We start from the raw sequence: 21776 nt of genomic DNA on the forward strand, positions 1-21776 counted from the left end.
TGTGGCGCTCGGACTGACGGGCTCGAAGCGGTTCAGGCCGGACCCCGCTGGGGCGACGGCGCGCCGCGGCGGCTAAAAAGCTATAATTTAGCGGATTTTGACCGACTTCCGCAATGCGCAAAGCGCCGTCACGGGCCGTGCCAGGCCACGGGCAGCGGCAGCGCGCGGCGTCCTTCGTCCGCGCCGTGCCTGCGCCGGCGCGCGCTGTCCGTAATAAGACCTTCGCTGAGACCTTCCGGAATTCCGTTTTGAAACTACACCAGGACTCCAGCGGCGCCCTGAACACCGTCACCGGTTATGGCGCCGATTACGTCGAGATCAATCTCGAGCGTCATAACGGCAGCATCCTCGTCATGCCTGACTCGCCGGTCCAGCCCTGGCCGGTGAATGCGTTCGACTCGCTCACCCCCGACCATTTTGCGGCGCTGCTGCCGCTCAAGCCCGAAGTCGTCGTGTTCGGCAGCGGCGAGCGCCTGCGCTTTCCGCATCCGCGCCTGACCGCGCCGCTGTCGGCCCAGCGCATCGGCGTGGAGGCGATGGATTTCAAGGCCGCCTGCCGCACCTACAACATCCTGATGGCCGAAGGCCGCCGCGTGGCGCTCGCGCTGCTGATCGAAGCCTGACTGAAGCCTGGTCGGGGCCTGATCGCAACCTGATTAAAGTCCGATCGCGCCCCGGATCGGCCGCCCGATCGCGCGGCCTCGTGCCCGCCCCTTAAGCTTGCCTTCAGGTACGCTCCCCGTGCCGTAGTACACTTGCGCGCCGCGCGGGCGAGGCGCGTATCCACGCCGCCACCCGACCGACTGCAACGTTGACAAAAACAGGCTGGAATCCATGAACGATACGCCCTCGCGGCTGCCGCTCAACCGCAGCGCGATCCTGCTTCTGATCGTCGCTCTCGCCGTGATCTGGTTCTTGCCGCTCGGCTGGCGCCATCTGCTGCCGAGCGACGAAGGCCGCTATGCCGAAATGGCGCGCGAAATGCTCGCGACCGGCGACTGGATCACGCCGCGCTACAACGGCTACAAGTATTTCGAGAAGCCGCCGCTGCAAACCTGGATGAACGCGCTGACGTTCGCCTGGTTCGGCATCGGCGAATGGCAGGCGCGCCTCTACACGGCGCTGACCGGCTTCGCCGGCGTGCTGCTGGTCGGCTTCACCGGCGCGCGCGTGTTCAACGCCGCCACCGGCTTCTTCGCCGCCGTCGTGCTCGCCTGCGCGCCGTACTGGAACCTGATGGGCCACTTCAACACGCTCGACATGGCCCTGTCGTTCTGGATGGAACTCACGCTCTGCGCGCTGCTGCTCGCCCAGCGCCCCAATCTGCCGCGCAACACCGCGCGCCTGTGGATGTGGGTCTGCTGGGGCGCGATGGCGCTCGCCGTGCTCTCGAAGGGCCTCGTCGGCCTGATCCTGCCGGGCGCCGTGCTGGTGCTCTACACGCTGATCTCGCGCGACTGGGCGCTCTGGAAGCGCCTCTACCTCGTGAGCGGCCTGATCGTGTTCTTCGCGGTCGTATCGCCGTGGTTTGTGCTGGTGCAGGAGCGCAATCCCGAGTTCTTCAACTTCTTCTTCATCGTCCAGCAGTTCCAGCGCTATCTGACGCCCGCGCAGAACCGCCCCGGCCCGTTCTATTACTTCGTGCCGGTAATGCTGGTCGGCTTCCTGCCGTGGCTCTCCGTGAGCGTGCAGAGCGTGCGCCACGCGCTGCGCACGCCGCGCCAGCCGAACGGCTTCGCGCCGGTCACGCTGATGCTGGTCTGGAGCGCCTTCATTTTCCTGTTCTTCAGCGCGTCGCATTCGAAGCTGATCTCGTACACGCTGCCGATCGCTCCGCCGCTCGCGCTCGTCATCGGCCTCTATCTGCCGCTGATGACGAAAAAGCAGTGGAATCGCCATCTGATCGGCTATGCGCTGCTGGCCGTCGCGCTGATGGCGGGCTCGTTCGTACTCACGCGCCTCGGCGACTCGCGCAACCCCAACGCGCTCTACCGCGAGTACCAGGTCTGGGTGTTCGCCGCCGCCGCCGCCGCCTTCGTCGCGACCATGATCGGCCTGCGCATCGCTCGCGCGAAGAACACGCCCGAAACCGGCGCGCGCGCGCCGGCCGTGGCGCTCGGCACCGCGTGGCTGCTGCTCGCGACCATCGCCGGCACGGGCCACGACGTATTCGGCACGCTGAGTTCCGGCGCGCCGCTCGCGCCCGCCGTGCGCGCGGCCATCGCCAAAATGCCGCCCGACACGCCGTTCTATTCGGTCGGCGTGCTCGATCACACGCTGCCCTTCTACGTGCGCCACTCGATGACGATGGTCCAGGTCACCGACGAACTGGCCTTCGGCATCTCCGAGGAACCGCAGAAATGGGTGCCGACCGTCGCCGAATGGGAGCAGCGCTGGAAGGCCGAACGCTACGCGCTGGCGCTGCTGCCCGCGCAGCGCTACGACCAGCTGGCCGCGCAAGGCTTCCCGATGCAGGTGATCGCGCGCGACGCGCGCCGCGTGGTGGTGGAAAAGCCGCAGCCCTGAGCCTGGCGGAACGCGGGCGCGCATGAGCGATAATGCCGGGTTGTGACCCTGACGGCGCCGGCCCGGCAGCCGCGCAGCGCGCGGGCCGTTCCACGCGCCCGCCTGTGGCTGCCCGCCCGCCGCAGCGGCGTCGCGGACCGCGCCCGGTCCGCCCCCATAACCGAGTTGATCACCAGAATGATGAATCCGATTTCCCTTATCTGCATCCTGGCCGGCGTCGGCCTGAATGCCTGTGCGCAACTGTTGCTGAAAGCCGGTGTCAATGCCGTTGGACACTTCGAATTCAGCCGTGCGAACATCCTGCCCATCGGCTGGAAGCTCGCCACGCAGCTGCCGATCATCGGCGGACTCACCTGCTACGTGTTCAGCGTGGTCGTGTGGATCGTGGGCCTCTCGCGCGTCGACGTCTCGATCGCCTACCCGATGCTCTCGCTCGGCTACGTGGTCAACGCGTTCGCGGCCTGGTATCTGTTCGGCGAAGTGATGAGCGTGCAGCGCCTCGTCGGCATCGGCATCATCCTGATCGGCGTGGTCGTGCTGGCGCGCAGCTGATCGGCGCAGCCGGGCCATACGCCACATCGAAGCCACATCGAAGCAAATCGTAAGGTCGGCGGCGCATGCTTCGCGCCGCCACAGCCTCACTCACTATCTGACGTTCTGACGAGCCAAGCCCTCATGACCCAGTCATCCGCGCAATCCTCCGTACCGTTCCTCCCGTTCGTCAAACCCGAGATCGACGAGGAAACCATTCAGGGCGTCGTCGACGTGCTCCGCTCGGGCTGGATCACGACCGGCCCGCAGAACCAGGCGTTCGAAGCCGCGCTGTCCGAGTATTGCGGCGGCCGTCCGGTGCGCACCTTCAACTCGGGCACGGCGACGCTGGAGATCGGTCTGCGCATCGCGGGCGTCGGTCCCGGCGACGAAGTCATCACCACGCCGGCCTCGTGGGTGTCCACGAGCAACGTGATCTACGAAGTCGGCGCGACGCCCGTGTTCGCCGACATCGACCCGCTCACGCGCAATATCGACCTCGACAAGCTCGAAGCCGCCATCACGCCGCGCACCAAGGCGATCATTCCGGTGTTCCTTTCGGGCCTGCCCGTCGACATGGACCGCCTCTACGCGATCGCCCGCCAGCACAAGCTGCGCGTGATCGAAGACGCCGCCCAGGCGTTCGGCGCAAGCTGGAACGGCAAGCGCATCGGCGAACTCGGCGACATCGTCTCGTTCAGCTTCCACGCGAACAAGAACCTCACGGCGATCGAAGGCGGCGCGCTCGTACTCAACAACGAGGACGAAGCCGAACTCGCGCGCAAATACCGGCTGCAGGGCATCACGCGCACGGGCCTCGACGGCATGGACTGCGACGTGCTCGGCGGCAAGTACAATCTCACGGACGTGGCCGCGCGCGTGGGCCTCGGCCAGCTCAAGCACATCGAGCGTTTCACGCTGCAGCGCCGCAATCTCGCGAAGGCGTATTTCGCGGGCTTCGAAGGCGGCGCGGCCGTGAAGCTGGGCATGGGCCTGCCGCACGCCGACTTCGCGAACAGCAACTGGCACATGTTCCAGATCACCCTGCCGCTCGAAAAGCTCACGCTCACGCGCGCGGAATTCATGGAACAGCTCAAGGAACGCGGGATCGGTTCGGGCGTGCACTACCCGGCCATCCACCTGTTCACGCTCTATCGCGAGCGCGGTTTCCGTGCGGGCATGTTCCCGCACGCCGAGCGGTTCGGCGCGACCACGGTCACGCTGCCGCTCTTCACGCTGATGACGGAAGCGGACGTCGCGCGCGTATGCCACGCCGTCAACGACATCTGCACGCAGTTCGCGAAGTAGGCATCGCCAGCAAGTACCTGCACGGAGTGGGCGCTGTTCGGCCAATCGCGCCCGCCCCGCCCGCCGTACACTGTCGTGCAACACGGATTACCCCAACGGAAAAGACGCACACATGAGTCAAACGGAACAACGCACCTTGACCCCGGAAACGCCGGAAGTCTCGGTCATCATTCCGGTCTACAACGAGGAAGCCGGACTGGCCGCGCTGTTCGCGCGCCTGTACCCGGCGCTCGACAAGCTCGGCACCTCGTACGAAGTCATCTTCATCAACGACGGCAGCCGCGACCGCTCCGCCGCGATGCTCGCCGAGCAGTTCCGCGCGCGCCCGGACACCACGCGCGCGATCCTGCTCAACGGCAACTACGGCCAGCACATGGCGATCCTCGCGGGCTTCGAGCAGTCGCGCGGCGAGATCGTCATCACGCTCGACGCCGACCTGCAGAATCCGCCCGAGGAAATCGGCAAGCTGGTCGAGAAGATGCGCGAAGGCTACGACTACGTGGGCACGATCCGCATGCAGCGCCAGGACAGTCTGTGGCGACGCAAGGCTTCGCAGGCCATGAACCGGCTGCGCGAGCGCATCACGCGCATCAAGATGACGGACCAGGGCTGCATGCTGCGCGCCTACAACCGTCATATCGTCGATACGATCAACCGTTGCGGCGAAATCAACACCTTCATTCCGGCGCTCGCGTACACCTTCGCGCAGAACCCGGTCGAAGTCGACGTCGCGCACGAAGAGCGCTTCGCGGGCGAGTCGAAGTACTCGCTCTATAGCCTGATCCGCCTGAACTTCGACCTCGTCACCGGCTTCTCGGTCGTGCCGCTGCAGTGGCTGTCGTTCATCGGCGTGATTCTTTCGCTGGGCTCGGCGGGCCTGTTCGTGCTGCTGCTGATCCGCCGCTTCATCATCGGCGCGGAAGTGCAAGGCGTGTTCACGCTGTTCGCCATCACGTTCTTCCTGCTCGGCGTGATCATCTTCGCGCTCGGCCTGCTCGGCGAGTACATCGGCCGTATTTATCAGCAGGTGCGCGCGCGTCCGCGCTATCTGGTGCAGACGATTCTCGAAGCGCGCAACGGCCGCGAAGTGGTCGACGTGCCGCGTCAGGATGTCGTGCAGGCCGTGCAGACCGCGCTGAATCCTGTCGGCGCCGCGAACCAGAACGTCAACCCGAACGGCGGCGCCAACGTCGACCAGGAAGCCGGTCAGGACGCACGCCACGGAGCCCAGTCATGAAAGCGCGCGCCGTCGTCTTCGCGTATCACAACGTCGGGGTGCGCTGCCTGCAGGTGCTGCTCGCGCGCGGCGTGGACGTGGCGCTCGTCGTCACGCACGAAGACAGCCCGACCGAAAACATCTGGTTCGGCAGCGTGAAGTCGGTGGCCGAGGAACACGGCATCGACGTCATCACGCCGGCCGATCCGAAAAGCCCCGAGCTGCGCGCCGCGATCGCCGCCGCGCAGCCCGACTTCATCTTTTCGTTTTACTACCGCCACATGTTGTCGGTGGATCTGCTCGCGCTCGCCGCGCGCGGCGCCTACAACATGCACGGCTCGCTGCTGCCGAAGTATCGCGGCCGCGTGCCGACCAACTGGGCGGTGATCAAGGGCGAAACGGAAACCGGCGCGACGCTGCACGAGATGGCCGCGAAGCCCGACGCGGGCGCGATCATCGCGCAAACGCCGGTGCCGATCCTGCCAGACGACACGGCGGCGATGGTCTTCGACAAGGTGACGGTGGCCGCCGAGCAGACGCTCTGGCGCGTGCTGCCCGCCCTCGTCGCGGGCGAAGCGCCGCACCTGCCGAACGATCTGTCGCAAGGCAGCTACTACGGCGGGCGCAAGCCCGAAGACGGCCGGCTCGACTTCTCGCAGAGCGCGCAGGACGTCTACAACCTGATCCGCGCGGTCGCGCCGCCGTACCCGGGTGCGTTCACGGACATCGGCGAGCATCGTTTCGTGATCGCGCGCGCGCGGCTGGTGCGCCCCGGCACGCAAGACGCCGAACGCGTGCGCGCCCTCGCCGGATTGCCCGCCGGCATCCACGTAAGCGATAATGCGCTTTTCGCCCTTTGCGGCGACGGCCGCGCCATCGCGATTCACGAACTGCGGCACGCACCGAATCTGGAACACGGCGGTCAAGAGACCGTCGTCACGCCCGCCGCGTTCTCCGACCTCATTTCATCTGTCCCCCGTCCATGAAAAAAGTTCTGATCCTGGGTGTCAATGGCTTCATCGGCCATCACCTCTCCAAGCGCATCCTCGAGACCACGAACTGGGAAGTGTTCGGCATGGACATGCAGACGGACCGCCTCGGCGATCTGGTCAAGCATGAGCGCATGCACTTCTTCGAAGGCGACATCACGATCAACAAGGAGTGGGTCGAGTATCACGTCAAGAAGTGCGACGTGATCCTGCCGCTGGTCGCCATCGCCACGCCGGCCACCTACGTGCAGCAGCCGCTGCGCGTGTTCGAACTCGACTTCGAGGCGAACCTGCCGATCGTGCGTTCGGCGGTCAAGTACCGCAAGCACCTCGTCTTCCCGTCGACCTCCGAGGTCTACGGCATGTGCTCGGACGAGCAGTTCGACCCGGACGCGTCGGCCCTCACCTACGGCCCGATCAACAAGCCGCGCTGGATCTACGCGTGCTCGAAGCAGCTGATGGACCGCGTGATCTGGGGCTACGGCATGGAAGGCCTGAACTTCACGCTGTTCCGTCCGTTCAACTGGATCGGCCCCGGCCTCGACTCGATCTACACGCCGAAGGAAGGTTCGTCGCGCGTCGTGACGCAGTTCCTCGGCCACATCGTGCGCGGCGAGAACATCAGCCTCGTCGACGGCGGCGCGCAAAAGCGTGCGTTCACCGACATCGACGACGGCATCGAAGCACTGATGAAGATCATCGACAACAAGGACGGCGTCGCCTCGGGCAAGATCTTCAACATCGGCAACCCGACCAACAACTTCTCGGTGCGCGAACTCGCGCACAAGATGCTGGCGCTCGCCGCCGAATTCCCCGAGTACGCGGAAACGGCGAAGAAGGTCCAGCTGGTCGAAACGTCGTCGGGCGCGTACTACGGCGCGGGCTACCAGGACGTGCAGAACCGCGTGCCGAAGATCGACAACACGATGCAGGAACTCGGCTGGGCGCCGAAGTCGACCTTCGACGAAGCGCTGCGCAAGATCTTCGAAGCGTACCGCGGCCATGTCGGCGAAGCGCGTGCGCTCGTCGAACAGCAGCAAGCGTAACGCCGGGGACAACGCCACTTGGCCCGCATCGTTCTCAAGATCGACGTCGACACACTGCGCGGCACGCGTGAAGGCGTGCCGAATCTCGCGCGCATCTTCGACCGCTACAAGGCGCGCGCGACGTTCCTGTTCAGCCTCGGCCCGGACCATACGGGCTGGGCGCTGCGCCGCGTGTTCCGGCCGGGCTTTCTGAAGAAGGTCTCGCGCACCTCGGTGGTCGAGCATTACGGCATCCGCCAGCTGATGTACGGCGTGTTGCTGCCCGGCCCCGACATCGGCGTGGAAGCGGCCGCGCAGATGCGCGCGATCCACGAAGCCGGTTTCGAGTGCGGCATCCACACGTGGGACCACGTCTACTGGCAGGACAACGTGCGCACGCGCGACGCGCAATGGACCGCGCGTCAGATGCAGAAAAGCTTCGACCGCTTCACGCGCATCTTCGGCACGCCGCCCGTCACGCACGGCGCGGCAGGCTGGCAGATGAACGAGTCGGCGTTCGAGCAGATCGACACCTGGGGCATGCAGTACGCCTCGGACGGGCGCGGCCATTCGCCCTATCGTCCGGTCGTGAACGGCCGCACGCTCAACCACGTGCAGATGCCCACCACGCTGCCCACGCTCGACGAAGTGCTGGGCGTCGATGGCGTGGACACGGACACCGTCGCCGCGTGGATGCTCAAGCTCACCGAGAACAATCCGCACGATCAGGTGTTCACGCTGCACGCGGAACTCGAAGGCCAGAAGCTCGCGCCCGTGTTCGAACAGCTGCTCGCGGGCTGGCGCGCACAGGGCCACACGTTTGCCACGATGGGCGATTACCATGCGACGCTGGACCCGGATTCGCTGCCATCGTACCCTGTCACCTGGGGCGAGATCGCGGGCCGTTCCGGCCAGTTGATCGTCCAGCCCGACTGAACCCCGCCGCCCGCGCCACCGCGCCTGTCTTCGCGCACGCAGCCCATGCCGCCGGCACGGCGCCGCGAGCGGCACACACCGTCCCGGCCGACCGGCGCCCGCGCCGCCCCCGCGCCAGCCAATAACAAAGGGAGAGCCACGTGCCTGACGTGACCATCGCTGTCGACCAACCCGTTCCCGACTTCACCGCGCCCGCCACGGGCGGCGACTTCACGCTCTCGAGCCTCAAGGGCAAGAAGGTCGTCCTCTACTTCTATCCGAAAGACAACACGCCGGGCTGCACGCGCGAAGGCATGGAATTCCGCGACCTGTTCGCGAAGTTCAAGAAGGCCGGCGCCACGATCGTGGGCGTCTCGCGCGACAGCGTTCGCTCGCACGACAACTTCAAGGCCAAGCTCGAACTGCCGTTTACCTTGGTATCGGATGGCGACGAAGCGCTCTGCTCGCTCTTCGGCGTCATCAAAATGAAGAAAATGTATGGCAAAGAAGTGCGTGGAATCGAGCGCTCCACCTTCCTCATCGACGCCGACGGCGTGCTGCGCCGCGAGTGGCGTGGCCTCAAGGTTCCGGGCCACGTCGAGGAAGTTCTGGAGGCTGTACAAGCGCTTTGAGGCGCGTTATATTGGGCTGCAATGAGTGCCTGTCCAACCCATTTTTTGATGCATTGCAGCGGTCTCGCTACCGGTCACGTCGTGGCCGGAAATGCGCTTCCGGGGCAGCGTGTCAGCACAGCAGTCAAGCCGCTTGCCTCGTCAGTCGGGGCGGCGGCTTTTTTGTTGGCCTTTCTGTTGAATGTCACTCCCTCCACGCCGCGCCGGCGTAGCGACCCGGTGCGCGTCAACGTCAAGGAGCCGATCGAAAAACAGGCGAACCGGCATTTTCAGACCTGAGCGCGCACCCAGCGCGGTCACGGCGGCGGCCCACCCGGCTGTCCGCACGCGCCGCCCGAAAGCGCACCTTACTGGGTAACCCCGCGACCACTCGACCCGATTTTTTCGAGGGACACCATGCCTTTGCCTACTCCCCCCAGCAAGCTCGGCAACCTGCTGCCGCCCGAGGAATACAAGGCGCGCGCGAAGCCCTCGCGCAACACCCGCAAAGCCGCGGGTGAGAACGACGCCGCCGATGTTGCCTCGGAACTTGCCAACGACGCGACCGCCTATGGTGCGGCAAGCGTCGCCCAACCGATGACCGAGGCCGCGAACGCCGCGACCACGCTGCGCACCGTGCCGCTGCCTTCCGCCAGCGCCGAACTCGCCGCGCTCGAACCCGTCGCGCCGGCCCCCGCACGAAAACGCAAACAGACCGCCGCGTTGCTGCAGCCGCTCCAGACGCCCGCGGCCGAAGCGCCCGTTGCGCGCAGCGGCAAGCAACCCGCCGCGAAAACCTCGGGAGGTACGGCCGCACCGGCCACGCGCGGCAGCACGAAAAAACGCGTGCATCCGGAAGAAGCCGTCGAAGTCCAGAAGCTGTTCGTGCTCGACACCAACGTGCTGATGCACGACCCGACCTGCCTGTTCCGTTTCGAGGAACACGACGTCTATCTGCCGATGATGACGTTGGAAGAACTCGACAACCACAAGAAAGGCATGTCGGAAGTCGCGCGTAACGCGCGTCAGGTCAGCCGTACGCTCGATCAGCTCGTGGCGAACGCGGGCACGATCTCCGAAGGCATTTCGCTCGCGCGCCTCGGCAGCCGCGAAGCGCTCGGCCGCCTGTACTTCCAGACCACGCTCACGCACATCGATCCGGTCGACGGCCTGCCCGAAGGCAAGGCCGACAACCAGATTCTCGGCGTGGTGCGCGCGTTGCAACGCGACCGGCCGGACCGCCTCGTCGTGCTGGTGTCGAAAGACATCAACATGCGTATCAAGGCGCACGCGCTCGGCCTGCCCGCCGAAGACTATTTCAACGACCAGGTTCTCGAAGACAAGGACCTGCTCTACTCGGGCATCCGCGCGCTGTCGCAGGACTTCTGGGCGAAGCACGCCAAGGGCATGGAGTCCTGGCAGGACACCAAGACCGGCACCACGTATTACCGCGTGACCGGGCCCGAGTGCGCGTCGATGCTCGTCAACGAGTTCGTCTATCTCGAGCCGCAGAACGGCGAGCCCGCGTTCCACGCGATCGTGCGCGAGCTCAACGGCAAGACGGCGCTGCTGCAGACGCTGCGTGACTACGGCCACCACAAGAACAACGTGTGGGGCATCACGGCGCGCAACCGCGAGCAGAATTTCGCGCTGAACCTGCTGATGAATCCGGAGATCGACTTCGTCACGCTGCTCGGCCAGGCCGGGACGGGCAAGACGCTTGTCGCGCTCGCGGCGGGCCTCGCGCAGGTGCTCGACGACAAGCGCTACAACGAGATCATCGTGACGCGCGCGACGGTGCCGGTCGGCGAAGACATCGGCTTCCTGCCGGGCACTGAAGAGGAAAAGATGCAGCCTTGGATGGGCGCCTTCGACGACAACCTCGAAGTGCTCCAGAAGACCGACGACGCCGCCGGCGAATGGGGCCGCGCCGCGACCCAGGAGCTGATCCGTTCGCGCCTGAAGGTCAAGAGCATGAACTTCATGCGCGGCCGTACCTTCGTCGACAAGTATCTGATCATCGACGAGGCGCAAAACCTCACGCCCAAGCAGATGAAGACGCTTGTGACGCGCGCGGGCCCCGGCACGAAGATCGTGTGCCTCGGCAACATCGCGCAGATCGACACGCCGTATCTGACCGAAGGCAGTTCGGGTCTGACTTACGTGGTCGACCGCTTCAAGGGCTGGGCGCATAGCGGGCACGTGACGCTGGCGCGCGGCGAGCGTTCGCGTCTGGCCGATTACGCCTCGGACATTCTCTAAAGCGCTCTGCCGGCGCGGGTTTCTCGCCGCGCCACGCCTGTTGAGCCGTACCTGGAAGGACCGCATCCGGATCGCCGGATGCGGTCCTTTTTTCTTGTGCGTCGCCCGCGCCCACGGGCGTCTCGGCCCTTCGGGCCGTGCCGAACCCGCAACAGATCGCCCGCGAACTTCAAGTAATTCTTGAAGAATTCTTGCCGAAGCCGTGCCCCACGGGCTACCATCCGCTCATTACCGGTTTTCCCCAATGGCGGACGTGCGTCGTTCGCCGTCCGCTTTTCATGCGCCGACTCTGGCTTCCGTTGCTGATCGTGATATTCCTTGCGGCGTGTTCGAGCGCGCCGCAGAAGGTGTCGCGCGGCGGCGGATCGAGCGGCGGCTACGCCTGGCGCACCAAGCCGCCCGGCTTCCCCAATTTCGTCGACCACAGCATCGGCCGCGAGGAAATCTCGATCCAGGCGATGGGTCTCGTCGGCATTCCCTACCGCTGGGGCGGCAATACGCCCGATAGCGGCTTCGATTGCAGCGGTCTCGTCAAATACGTGTTCGCGCGCGCCGCGTCGGTCGATCTGCCGCGCACTACGGCCGACATGAGCCAGCGCGGCGAGTCGATCGAGCCGGACGAAATCGCGGCCGGCGACCTCGTGTTCTTCAACACCACCGGGCGGCCGCACTCGCACGTGGGCATTTACGTGGGCAATCTGCGCTTCGTGAATGCGCCGTCTACGGGCGGCACCGTGCGGCTCGACTATCTGACCAATCCGTACTGGTCGAAGCATTTCGACGGCATCCGCCGCATGGCGCCGCCCAAACGCGCGCCGAGCACGCCGTTCGATACGCCGACTTACGAGGCGGCGACGCCTGCTCCGGTCGCGCCGGCCGCAAACGTGGCGGTTGCCGCGCCTGCGGCTCGCGTCAGCGCTGCGGCGGTGGATCAGCGTCGCCTGACGAGCACGCCGCCAACTACCTACACGAGTACGGCGACGAGCACCGCCGCGATACCTGCATCGCCCGCGCCGCAGGCCGCGTCCGCCGACGCCTTCGAGCCGCCGCCCGCCGCGATGGGTGCTGCGCAGATGCAGGCCCGCGACGCGGGAGCGGTTGCGCCGGTCGCCGCCGCGCCCGACGCCATCGATGCCGCCGCCGACGCGTTCGAGCCTCCACCGCCCCGCGCGGCCGCCGCCGAACGTCAGGCCGCGCAGGCCGGTTCAACGGCCATCCAGTCGACCCAGCCCGCTCAGGCGCCGGTCCAGATCATGCGCGCCTCGACCGCCGGCGCCGCATCGCCCGCCCCCACGCAATCGAGCGACGACCCGATCGCACGCTTCGCGAACGGCTCGTACTGAACAACGCCCCCGCCGCGTACCCGCGCACACGCCGCCGGCTGACGCGGCATCCAGCCCGATTCGCCCTGGCCGGATGGCCAACGCGGCCTTTCGGCGGTTTCGTGCATCCGCCGCGTCTGCTATCGTTTTGGTACTGTTTTTGGACTCTTTCCGCAGCGAGGCAGCGATGGATCTCGGACTTGGCAACAAGGTGGTGCTGATCACAGGCGGCAGCAAGGGCATCGGGCTCGCCTGCGCCCGCGCGTTTGCGCAGGAAGGCGCGAAAGTGGCGATCGTGTCGCGCGATCCCGCCAACCTCGCGCGCGCCCGCGAGCAACTGGCCAGCGAAGGCCTGCACGTGCATCTCACGCGCGCCGACCTGCACGAGGCGCACAGCGCCGCCGACGTGGTCGAAGAAGTCTCCACGGCCGTCGGGCCCATCGACATCCTGATCAACAGCGCAGGCGCGGCCCGCCGCTACGACCCGGAACTGCTCGACGCCGAGGCCTTCAAGGCCACCATGGAAGCCAAATACTTCCCGTATATCTATCCGCAGCAGGAAGTGCTGCGCCGCATGGTCGAGCGGATCAAGGCCGGCAAGGCGCTGGAACCGGGCGCGATCGTCAACATCATCGGCATGGGCGGCAAGTACGCGAGCGACATCCATATCGCGGGCGGCGCGGCCAACGCGGCGCTCATGCTCGCCACCGTGGGTCTCGCGCACTATCACGCGCGCTACGGCATCCGCATCAACGCGATCAATCCTGGCGCCACGCTCACGGAGCGCCTGCAGGAAGCCGTGAAACTGGAAGCGGGCCGCGAAGGCACCAGCGCCGAAGAAACCCTCGCGCGCGGCGAGGCCAAGGTGCCGCTCGGGCGTTATGCCAGACCCGAGGAGATCGCCGACGTCGCGCTGTTCCTGGCCAGCCGCCGCGCAAGCTACGTAACCGGCGCCCTCGTGCCGATGGACGGCTGCAGCACGCCGATGATCTGAACCGGCGCGGCAGCGTGGCGGGCAAAAAAACGGCACCCGAAGGCGCCGTTTTGCAACACTGTGGCGGAGGCCCGCTTACATCAGCCGATGGCCGATCCACCAGCCCGCCGCGGCGAGCGTAGCCGAAGCCGGAATGGTCAGCACCCAGGCCCAGACGATGTTGCCCGCCACGCCCCAGCGCACGGCGCTGAGCTTTTGCGTCGCGCCCACGCCGACGATCGCGCCGGTAATCGTGTGGGTGGTCGACACGGGAATGCCGAGCCACGAAGCCGTGAAGAGCGTCAGCGCCCCGCCCGCTTCGGCGCAGAAACCGCCCACTGGCTTGAGCTTGGTGATCTTCTGGCCCATGGTCCGCACGATGCGCCAGCCGCCAAACAGCGTGCCGATACCCATCGACAGATAGCAGCCGCCGATCACCCAGATAGGCGGCGCGTCCGAGCCAACCGCCGAGTAACCGGTTGCGATCAGCAGCATCCAGATGATGCCGATGGTCTTCTGCGCGTCGTTGCCGCCGTGGCCGAGGCTGTAGAGGCCCGCCGAAACCAGCTGGAAGCGCCGGAAACGCCGGTCGACCTTGCTCGGTGGTGTGCGGAAATACAGCCACGACACCAGCAGCATGAACAACGATCCGAGGATGAAACCGAGCAGCGGCGAAATGAAAATGAACGCCACGGTCTTCATGAGCCCGTCGAAATTCAGCGAATGCCAGCCCGACTTGGCGAGCGCCGCGCCCACGAGGCCACCGATCAGCGCGTGCGACGAGCTCGACGGAATGCCGTAGTACCACGTCAGCACGTTCCAGCCGATCGCGCCCACCAGCGCGCCGAACACGACGTAGTGATCGACGATATCGGGGTCGATGGTGCCCTTGCCCACCGTCTGCGCCACCTTCAGGTGGAAGACGAAATAGGCGATCACGTTGAACATGGCTGCGAACGCCACCGCCTGCTGCGGTTTGAGCACGCCGGTGGACACGACGGTGGCGATGGAATTCGCCGCATCGTGAAAGCCGTTCATGAAGTCGAAGATGAGCGCGATGGCGACGAGTGTCGCGACCACCCAGAGGGCGAGTTGTATCGAATGCATCGTGGTTGGCTCAGGCGTTCTCTAGCACGATGCCTTCGATGATGTTCGCGACATCCTCGCACTTGTCGGTGATCGCTTCGAGCAATTCGTAGATCGCCTTCAGCTTGATCAGATTCTTGACGTCGTCTTCCTCGCGGAAAAGCTTCGAGATCGCGCCGCGCAGCAGGCGGTCGGCGTCGGACTCGAGGCGGTCGATGTCTTCGCACGCTTTCAGGATGTCGCGCGCCTGCTTCATGTCGGAGAGCAGCGCCACTGCTGCCTGCACACGCTCGGCCGACGCCGTGACCACGTGCGCGAGTTCGCTCGCCTCGGCCGTCACGGCCTGCACGTCGTACAGCGAAATGGCGGTGGCGACGTCTTCCATGAGGTCGAGACAGTCGTCCATCGTCGTGATGAGCTTGTGGATCTCGTCGCGGTCGAGCGGCGTGATGAAGGTCTTGTGCAGCAAGTCGATGCACTCGTGCGTCAGCTTGTCGGCGGCCTTTTCGGCGCTCTGCACGTTCTGTTTGTGGACTTCTGCGTCAGCCAGATTGTCGATCAGGAGCTCGAGCTCACGGCCAGCGGAAACGATGCACTTCGCGTGCGCGTTGAAGATTTCGAAGAACTTGCCCTCGGTGGGCATGAATCGACCGAACATTGGGATCCCGGTAATTGGTCTCGGATTGCCGTCACAAAACGGCAAGATAGCCGTCATAAAACGGCAATATTGTAACGTCAGGAGGAAAGGGCCGCACTTGTCGACGGACACGGCAGCGGCATTTGCGCCACTATTGCGCATAAGCCGCCTGCCGCGTCTTGACAGTTCAGACGGCGCCCTTACTCGCTCCCATAGAAGGTTTGCGCGCCGGCAAAATTGTCGAACTTCGTGTATTGACCATGGAACGTGAGTCGAACGGGACCGATCGGACCGTTACGCTGCTTGCCGATGATGATCTCGGCGGTGCCCTTGTCGGGGCTGTCCGGGTTGTACACTTCGTCGCGGTAAATGAACAGGATCACGTCCGCGTCCTGTTCGATTGCACCCGATTCACGCAGGTCCGACATCACCGGACGCTTGTTCGGACGCTGTTCGAGGCCGCGATTCAGCTGCGAGAGCGCGATCACGGGCACATCGAGTTCCTTGGCCAGACTCTTGAGCGAACGCGAAATTTCCGAAATTTCGGTCGCGCGGTTTTCGCCGCTGCCCGAACCGCTCATCAGCTGCAGGTAGTCGATGATGATGAGGCCGAGCTTGCCGCACTGGCGCGACAGACGCCGCGCGCGCGAGCGCAGTTCCATCGGGTTCAGACCGCCGGTTTCGTCGATGAAGATCTGCGCCTCGCTCATTTTCTGCACGGCGTGCGTGAGCTTCGGCCAATCCTCGTCGGTCAGGCGGCCCGTGCGCATGCGGTGCTGGTCAAGGCGCCCCACCGAACCGAGCATACGCATGATGAGCTGCGTGCCCGGCATTTCCATCGAGAACACCGCGACCGGCAGGCCGTATTCCACGGCCACATATTCGCCGACGTTCATCGAAAACGCGGTCTTACCCATCGACGGACGGCCCGCCACGATGATCAGTTCGCCGCCGTGCATGCCCGAGGTCATGCGGTCGAGGTCGATGAAGCCCGTGGGCGTGCCCGTCACGTCGCTCGGATTGGCCGTGTGATAGAGCGTGTCGATGCGCTCCACGACCTGTGTGAGCAGCGGCCCGATTTCGAGGAAGCCCTGAGTACCGCGCGCGCCGTCTTCGGCGATCGAGAACACCTTGGCCTCGGCCTCGTCGAGCAGCTGACGCACTTCCTTGCCTTGCGGATTGAAGGCGTCGGAGGAAATTTCGTCGGCGACCGACACGAGGCGGCGCAGCACCGCGCGATCGCGCACGATTTCCGCGTAGCGGCGAATGTTCGCGGCGCTCGGCGTGTTCTGCGCCAGCGCGTTGAGGTACGCGAGACCGCCCACGTCCTCGGCCTTGCCCGAGGTGCCGAGCGATTCGAACACGGTCACCACGTCGGCGGGACGCGCGGACGAGATCAGGCGGCCAATATGCTCGAAGATCAGGCGGTGATCGTAGCGGTAGAAGTCGCTTTGCGAGAGGAAGTCGGCAATCCGGTCCCAGGCGCCGTTATCCAGCAGCAGGCCGCCGAGCACCGATTGTTCGGCTTCGATCGAATGCGGCGGGACTTTCAGCGACTCGAGTTGGGGATCTTTCGGAGCGTTCATGGAGGGCAATTATCGGACAGCGGACGGGCGCTCACAAGCTTCAAAAAGTGCAACAGCGCGTGCAAGCAAGCGAGTGCGATGAGCGCGCAACAAAAAAGGCAGAAGCCCTGCGGCTCCTGCCTTTCTTGTTCTTTGCGACGTAGAACGGCGCGAACACGCGGTCCGTGAGGACCGCATGCGTGCTTAGGCGTGTTCGCCCAGCACCGACACCGTGATGTCGACGAGCACGTCCGTGTGCAGCGAAACTTGCACCGGGTGATCGCCAACGATCTTCAGCGGGCCTTCCGGCAGACGCACTTGCGCCTTTTCCACTGCGAAGCCTTGCTTCGTGAGCGCTTCGGCGATGTCTGCGTTCGTGACCGAACCGAACAGACGGCCGTCGACGCCGGCCTTCTGGCCGATCTGAACGGACAGGCCGCTCAGCTTTTCGCCTTCGCCTTGGGCAGCTGCCAGCTTTTCAGCGGCGGCCTTTTCGAGTTCAGCGCGGCGAACTTCGAATTCAGCGATTGCGTCCTTCGTTGCGCGGCGAGCCTTCTTGTTCGGGATCAGGAAGTTACGTGCGTAACCGTCCTTCACCTTGACGATGTCGCCGAGGTTGCCCAGGTTGACGACTTTTTCCAGAAGAATGATCTGCATTCTATTGCTCCTTGTAGCGTCGTCTTATTAGGCCTTGTGCTGGTCGGTGTACGGCATCAGCGCGAGGAAACGCGCGCGCTTGATAGCCGTGTCCAGCTGACGCTGATAGTGGGCCTTCGTACCCGTCAGACGAGCCGGCGTGATCTTGCCGTTTTCGCCGATGAAGTCCTTCAGCGTTTCGATGTCCTTGTAGTCGATCTGATCGACGCCTGCAGCCGTGAAGCGGCAGAACTTCTTACGCTTGAAGAGCGGGTTTTGCTGTTGACGACGCTTGTCGAATTTCTTACCAGTCGGGCGGGGCATGATTAGTCCTTTCCTGTACCTTGCATTTCGGTGATGTGAAACACCAGGGTTCGCGCGTTGCGGTGCTTTTTCGCCAGAAAACCGGTGAAGAGCGCTTCCACGCCCATCTCGCAGCTTTCGACCAGACCGCAGGCCTTGCCTGCAGCCACCGCGGGCATCGTGAGCTCGACGAATCGGGGAATCCCCGCTTCGACGACCTCCGTGCGGTGCTGCAACGTGACGCTGGCAATCGGAACGCCGGCGGGGGTATACCGCACCGGTTCGCGTTCGACGACGCTAGCCGTGAGTTGCAGCCTGTTCACGCAGTGTGCTTAAGCAAGTGAGCTCGAATCCTGATGGCTTGTGTAATTAAGCCTGCGCTTCGGTCGGCTGAGCAGCCGCCTTCTTGGCTTCTTCGCGCTGCACTTCCTTCATCATCGGCGACGGGCCGGTTTCGGCCTTCTTCATCTTGACGATGAGGTGACGCAGCACAGCGTCGTTGAACTTGAACGCGTGTTCGAGTTCGTCGAGCGTGGTCTGGTCGCATTCGATGTTCATGCAGACGTAGTGAGCCTTCGCGAGTTTCTCGATCATGTAGGCCAGTTGACGACGGCCCCAGTCTTCGATGCGGTGGATCTGGCCGCCGTGCGACGTGATCGTGCCCTTGTAACGCTCGATCATCGCGGGCACTTGCTCGCTTTGATCGGGGTGCACGATGAAGACGATTTCGTAATGACGCATATTCACTCCTTGTGGATTAAAGCCACCCGGGCGTCGGAACCGGTGCGGCAAGTGAGAAGCCGAAGATTGTAGCGCGGCCACGCTACGCGCGCAAGCCAAATCATGCAGTGACGTGCTGAATCAGGCGTGTTTTCAAGGACTTGCGTGGTGCGCACGGCGGCGCGATACGCGCCAAGCAGGCCCAAAGCCGGCCCAAAGCGGACCCAAAGCGGCGAAAAACGCGCCCTAGCCCCCACTTCCGCCGCCCGCGAGCCGGGCGTCGAGCGCGGCGCGCAGGCCGACGAGCGCATCCGGCCCGGCGTCGGTGACGGCCCACCAGGTCATGCCGCCCGCCTGCCAGTGTGCGAGCGCGTAGCCGTCGTCGCGCGGCGGCGCGGCGGCGTCCGCCTGCGGGCCGGACACGCCCGGCGGGAACACGTAGACGTCGATCACGTGCTTGCGGAAGCGGTACACCAGCACCGCGACGCGCTCGCGCCCCACGTAGTCGAGCCGGCCGCCCACGAGTGGAAAGCCCTGCGCGGCGAGATCCTCGACCGGCGGCGCGTAGTCGATGCGGCCGTTGAACCACGGCTTCACCGTATGGCGATCGGTCGAGATCACGTCGAGATCGCGGCCCGAGATCTGCGCGCGCACGTGGCTCGCCACGAGTTCGTCGACGAAAGCGTCCGATGCGACCGGTTGACGCAGATGCAGCGCCACGACGACGCCTAGCGCACACAGCGCGAGCACGCCCAGCGCCGACCAGGCGAACGCCGGCGCGCGCGCGCCCGACGCATTGCCCGAACCACCGAAGCCAACGAGGGACGGCCACCTCCAGCCCGCGAGCCGGCCCGCCTTCCCACCGGATTTCCCGCTGGCCGCAGACGGCGATTGCGCAGCGCGCTCGGTGCGCACGCCATCGTCGCCCCGCAGCGGAGCCGGTTCCGAACTCGCCGCCTCGAGCGGCGGCAAGGCCGCCACGATGCGCGCGGCCAGTCCCGACGGCGCGCGATGATAAGGCGCGACGCGCACGGCCCGCGAAATCGCCTGCGCGGTATCGGCCGCCTCGCGGCACGGCGCGCAGCTGTTCAAATGCTCGCGCACGCGCCATTCGTCCGCGGCGGAGAGTTCCCGATCGACGCTCGCATCGAGCAGCGGGCGCGCTTCATCACAGTTCATCTGGCGCCTCCGTCGTGCGGCTCACCGTGGAATTCGAGGTCGGCGCGACCCCGGGCGACATCGACGGCACAGCACTTCCGCCGTCGACGGCCGGCTCCTCGCGGAACCGGCCGTCTGGCCCCCGGCCGGATGGTCTCCACGCCTTGCTGTTGCCCCCGAAATCGGTCTTGCCATCCTGCCTTGCGGCTATCGGCGATGACGGCGGTATTTGTGTCTGCGCACAGCCTCTCGCACCATCAGCCGTGCCCCGCGCGTGTTGCGCCGCCAGCATCGCCGCGAGCCGTTTGCGGCCACGCGAGAGACGCGACATCACCGTTCCGACCGGCACGTCGATGACCATCGCGATCTCGCGGTAACCCATTTCCTCCAGCTCGCGCAGCACCAGCACTTCGCGATACTCGACCGGCAGACGCTGCAGCGCGTCCTGCACGCGGCGCGCGTCCTCGGCGCGGATCGCGAGCGTTTCCGGATCGACACTGCCCGTTTCCCAGCCGTCCGGCGGCGTGTCGTCACGCAGCTCGTCGAACGGGGCAACTTCTTCCGCGCCTGCCCGTCGCCGCCACTCGTCGTACCAGACCCGCCGCACGATCGCGAGCAGCCACGGCCGCGCCTGATCGCCGCGAAACGTATCGAAGAAGCGGAACGCGCGCAAAAACGCGTCCTGAACGATGTCCTCGGCGTCGCCGGGATTGCGCGACAACCAGCGCGCGAGGTTGTACGCGGCGTCCAGATGCGGCAGCGCCAGCGCCAGAAAGCGCGCATTGCGCGCCCGCGCGTCCTGCACGTCCTGCACGTCCTGTGCATCGCGCTGCGTCTCGCCGTGCTGCCCGTTCGCGGTTTCGCCCACGTCGTCCCCTCGCGCCCTCGTGCGCCACCTTCATGCCAACGTTCGTCCCACATCGGCATGACTGGCTTCACGGGCAGTTTATTCCCGCGAATCCCGCGCGAAATCAAAAATAAATCGGGAATGGAACGATGCCGACACCGGTATGGCAGTCATGCGCCGATGCAAAGCCGACAAGCAGACGCGCCCCACCCTCCACGAGGAGACCGACATGCCGACCACCCCCGCGCCTCTTTCGCGCCGACACTTCCTGAAGCTGGCCGCGCTCGGCGGCGGCGCCGTATTCGCTTCGGCGCTGCCCGGCTGGGCCTCGGGCCAGGCGGCCGGCCACGCCGACTTTTTCTTCGTCCAGCTCTCCGACGCCCATTGGGGCTTCGAAGGGGCGGCCATCAATCCGGATGCGAAAGGCACACTGCCCAAGGCGATCGCCGCCGTCAACGCGCTGCCCGCCACGCCCGACTTCGTCGTCTTCACGGGCGACCTCACGCACACGACCGACGATCCGGCCGTGCGCCGCGCGCGCATGCGCGAGTTCCAGCAGATCGTCGCGGGACTGCGCGTGAAGCCGCTCTATCTGATGCCCGGCGAGCACGATGCGAGTCTCGACAACGGCGAGGCGTTTCGCGAGATCTTCGGCGCGACGCACTACACCTTCGATCATCGCGGCGTGCATTTCGTGGTGCTCGACAACGTCTCGGACCCGGCGGGCCGTATCGGCGACGCGCAACTCGCCTGGCTCGCCGACGATCTCGGCCGCCAGCCCGCGGACGCGCGCATCGTCGTCTTCACGCACCGGCCGCTGTTCGATCTCGCGCCGCAGTGGGACTGGGCGACGCGCGACGGCGCGCAGGCCATCGCGCTGTTGCAGAAACACGCGAACGTCACGGTGTTCTACGGCCACATTCATCAGGAGAACCACACGATGACGGGCTCGGTCTCGCACCACGCCGCGCGCTCGCTGATGTTCGCGCTGCCCGCGCCGATGTCGCAGCCCAAGCGCCTGCCGGTGCCGTGGGACGCGGCCGCGCCGTACAAGGGACTCGGCTGGCGCAGCGTCGATGTCGATGGCGCGCCCGGCGCGTTTGCGCTGACCGAGGTGCCGATCCGCGAGATCGGGTGAACGTTGTC

General features: G+C 65.5%; 22 protein-coding genes. 13 read left to right on the top strand and 9 right to left on the bottom strand.

The features are described from left to right. The first annotated feature begins 248 nt into the window (after window positions 1–248). The 12 genes from G5S35_RS07865 (at window position 249) to G5S35_RS07920 (ending at window position 13699) form a co-directional block, all read left to right on the top strand. Entirely contained in the window at window positions 249–623 is a 375-nt protein-coding gene (locus tag G5S35_RS07865; RefSeq protein ID WP_065060070.1) for an Mth938-like domain-containing protein, read from the top strand. Window positions 624–834: 211 nt separating this feature from the next. Continuing rightward, complete coding sequence (locus tag G5S35_RS07870; RefSeq protein WP_110328105.1) at window positions 835–2526, top strand: glycosyltransferase family 39 protein; 1692 nt, start codon at window positions 835–837, stop codon at window positions 2524–2526. 180 nt (window positions 2527–2706) lie between these two features. Further along, window positions 2707–3078: an SMR family transporter gene (locus G5S35_RS07875; protein WP_065060114.1), complete on the top strand. Its 372-nt coding sequence runs from the start codon at window positions 2707–2709 to the stop codon at window positions 3076–3078. Window positions 3079–3201: 123 nt separating this feature from the next. Then, window positions 3202–4365, top strand: coding sequence for a DegT/DnrJ/EryC1/StrS family aminotransferase (locus G5S35_RS07880; RefSeq protein ID WP_074984241.1), 1164 nt, complete (start codon window positions 3202–3204; stop codon window positions 4363–4365). Between the two features lie 112 nt (window positions 4366–4477). Continuing rightward, on the top strand, window positions 4478–5602 hold the full coding sequence (locus G5S35_RS07885; protein ID WP_183038142.1) for a glycosyltransferase: 1125 nt from the start codon (window positions 4478–4480) through the stop codon (window positions 5600–5602). Continuing rightward, entirely contained in the window at window positions 5599–6567 is a 969-nt protein-coding gene (locus G5S35_RS07890; RefSeq protein ID WP_183038143.1) for a formyltransferase, read from the top strand. The genes G5S35_RS07885 and G5S35_RS07890 overlap by 4 nt, the downstream gene beginning before the upstream one ends. Next, the gene (locus G5S35_RS07895; RefSeq protein ID WP_124261029.1) at window positions 6564–7616 is read left to right on the top strand and encodes a bifunctional UDP-4-keto-pentose/UDP-xylose synthase; all 1053 of its coding nucleotides are present in this window, start codon (window positions 6564–6566) and stop codon (window positions 7614–7616) included. Before G5S35_RS07890 ends, G5S35_RS07895 begins: the two co-directional genes overlap by 4 nt. 18 nt (window positions 7617–7634) lie before the next feature. Continuing rightward, window positions 7635–8531, top strand: coding sequence for a polysaccharide deacetylase family protein (locus tag G5S35_RS07900; RefSeq protein WP_065060076.1), 897 nt, complete (start codon window positions 7635–7637; stop codon window positions 8529–8531). Between the two features lie 149 nt (window positions 8532–8680). Next, complete coding sequence (locus G5S35_RS07905) at window positions 8681–9142, top strand: peroxiredoxin (RefSeq protein WP_065060077.1); 462 nt, start codon at window positions 8681–8683, stop codon at window positions 9140–9142. Window positions 9143–9538: 396 nt separating this feature from the next. Continuing rightward, on the top strand, window positions 9539–11383 hold the full coding sequence (locus G5S35_RS07910; RefSeq protein ID WP_110328101.1) for a PhoH family protein: 1845 nt from the start codon (window positions 9539–9541) through the stop codon (window positions 11381–11383). Window positions 11384–11661: 278 nt separating this feature from the next. Then, the gene (locus G5S35_RS07915) at window positions 11662–12726 is read left to right on the top strand and encodes a C40 family peptidase (RefSeq protein ID WP_074984248.1); all 1065 of its coding nucleotides are present in this window, start codon (window positions 11662–11664) and stop codon (window positions 12724–12726) included. A 166-nt stretch (window positions 12727–12892) separates the two neighbouring features. After that, window positions 12893–13699 (top strand): SDR family oxidoreductase, encoded by an 807-nt coding sequence (locus G5S35_RS07920; protein ID WP_074984250.1) that lies wholly within the window; start codon window positions 12893–12895, stop codon window positions 13697–13699. Between the two features lie 75 nt (window positions 13700–13774). Here the strand turns inward: G5S35_RS07920 and G5S35_RS07925 are convergent, their stop codons facing one another. The 9 genes from G5S35_RS07925 to G5S35_RS07965 form a co-directional block, all read right to left on the bottom strand. Then, on the bottom strand, window positions 13775–14785 hold the full coding sequence (locus G5S35_RS07925; protein ID WP_065060080.1) for an inorganic phosphate transporter: 1011 nt from the start codon (window positions 14783–14785) through the stop codon (window positions 13775–13777). Between the two features lie 10 nt (window positions 14786–14795). Beyond that, window positions 14796–15422, bottom strand: a complete 627-nt coding sequence (locus G5S35_RS07930) for a DUF47 domain-containing protein (protein ID WP_065060081.1) — start codon at window positions 15420–15422, stop codon at window positions 14796–14798. A gap of 179 nt (window positions 15423–15601) precedes the next feature. Further along, window positions 15602–16987 carry a replicative DNA helicase gene (locus G5S35_RS07935; RefSeq protein ID WP_065060082.1) on the bottom strand — a complete coding sequence of 462 codons (1386 nt, stop codon included), beginning with the start codon at window positions 16985–16987 and terminating at the stop codon, window positions 15602–15604. Between the two features lie 183 nt (window positions 16988–17170). Continuing rightward, a complete protein-coding gene (gene rplI / locus G5S35_RS07940) occupies window positions 17171–17623 on the bottom strand; it encodes a 50S ribosomal protein L9 (protein WP_065060083.1) in 453 nt (150 codons plus the stop codon). 27 nt (window positions 17624–17650) lie between these two features. Then, window positions 17651–17926 carry a 30S ribosomal protein S18 gene (rpsR, locus tag G5S35_RS07945; RefSeq protein ID WP_028216787.1) on the bottom strand — a complete coding sequence of 92 codons (276 nt, stop codon included), beginning with the start codon at window positions 17924–17926 and terminating at the stop codon, window positions 17651–17653. A 2-nt stretch (window positions 17927–17928) separates the two neighbouring features. Next, window positions 17929–18228, bottom strand: coding sequence for a primosomal replication protein N (priB, locus tag G5S35_RS07950; RefSeq protein ID WP_028204898.1), 300 nt, complete (start codon window positions 18226–18228; stop codon window positions 17929–17931). Window positions 18229–18274: 46 nt separating this feature from the next. Then, a complete protein-coding gene (rpsF, locus tag G5S35_RS07955; RefSeq protein ID WP_028204897.1) occupies window positions 18275–18646 on the bottom strand; it encodes a 30S ribosomal protein S6 in 372 nt (123 codons plus the stop codon). 225 nt (window positions 18647–18871) lie between these two features. After that, entirely contained in the window at window positions 18872–19804 is a 933-nt protein-coding gene (locus G5S35_RS07960) for an anti-sigma factor family protein (protein WP_183038144.1), read from the bottom strand. Further along, window positions 19794–20597, bottom strand: a complete 804-nt coding sequence (locus G5S35_RS07965) for an RNA polymerase sigma factor (protein WP_237181266.1) — start codon at window positions 20595–20597, stop codon at window positions 19794–19796. Before G5S35_RS07965 ends, G5S35_RS07960 begins: the two co-directional genes overlap by 11 nt. Before the next feature lie 262 nt (window positions 20598–20859). Here G5S35_RS07965 and G5S35_RS07970 point away from each other — a divergent pair, with 262 nt between their 5' ends. After that, window positions 20860–21768, top strand: coding sequence for a metallophosphoesterase family protein (locus G5S35_RS07970; RefSeq protein WP_065060116.1), 909 nt, complete (start codon window positions 20860–20862; stop codon window positions 21766–21768). Window positions 21769–21776: the final 8 nt, after the last annotated feature.

This window comes from Paraburkholderia tropica, assembly GCF_014171495.1.
GTDB classification, from domain to species: domain Bacteria; phylum Pseudomonadota; class Gammaproteobacteria; order Burkholderiales; family Burkholderiaceae; genus Paraburkholderia; species Paraburkholderia tropica.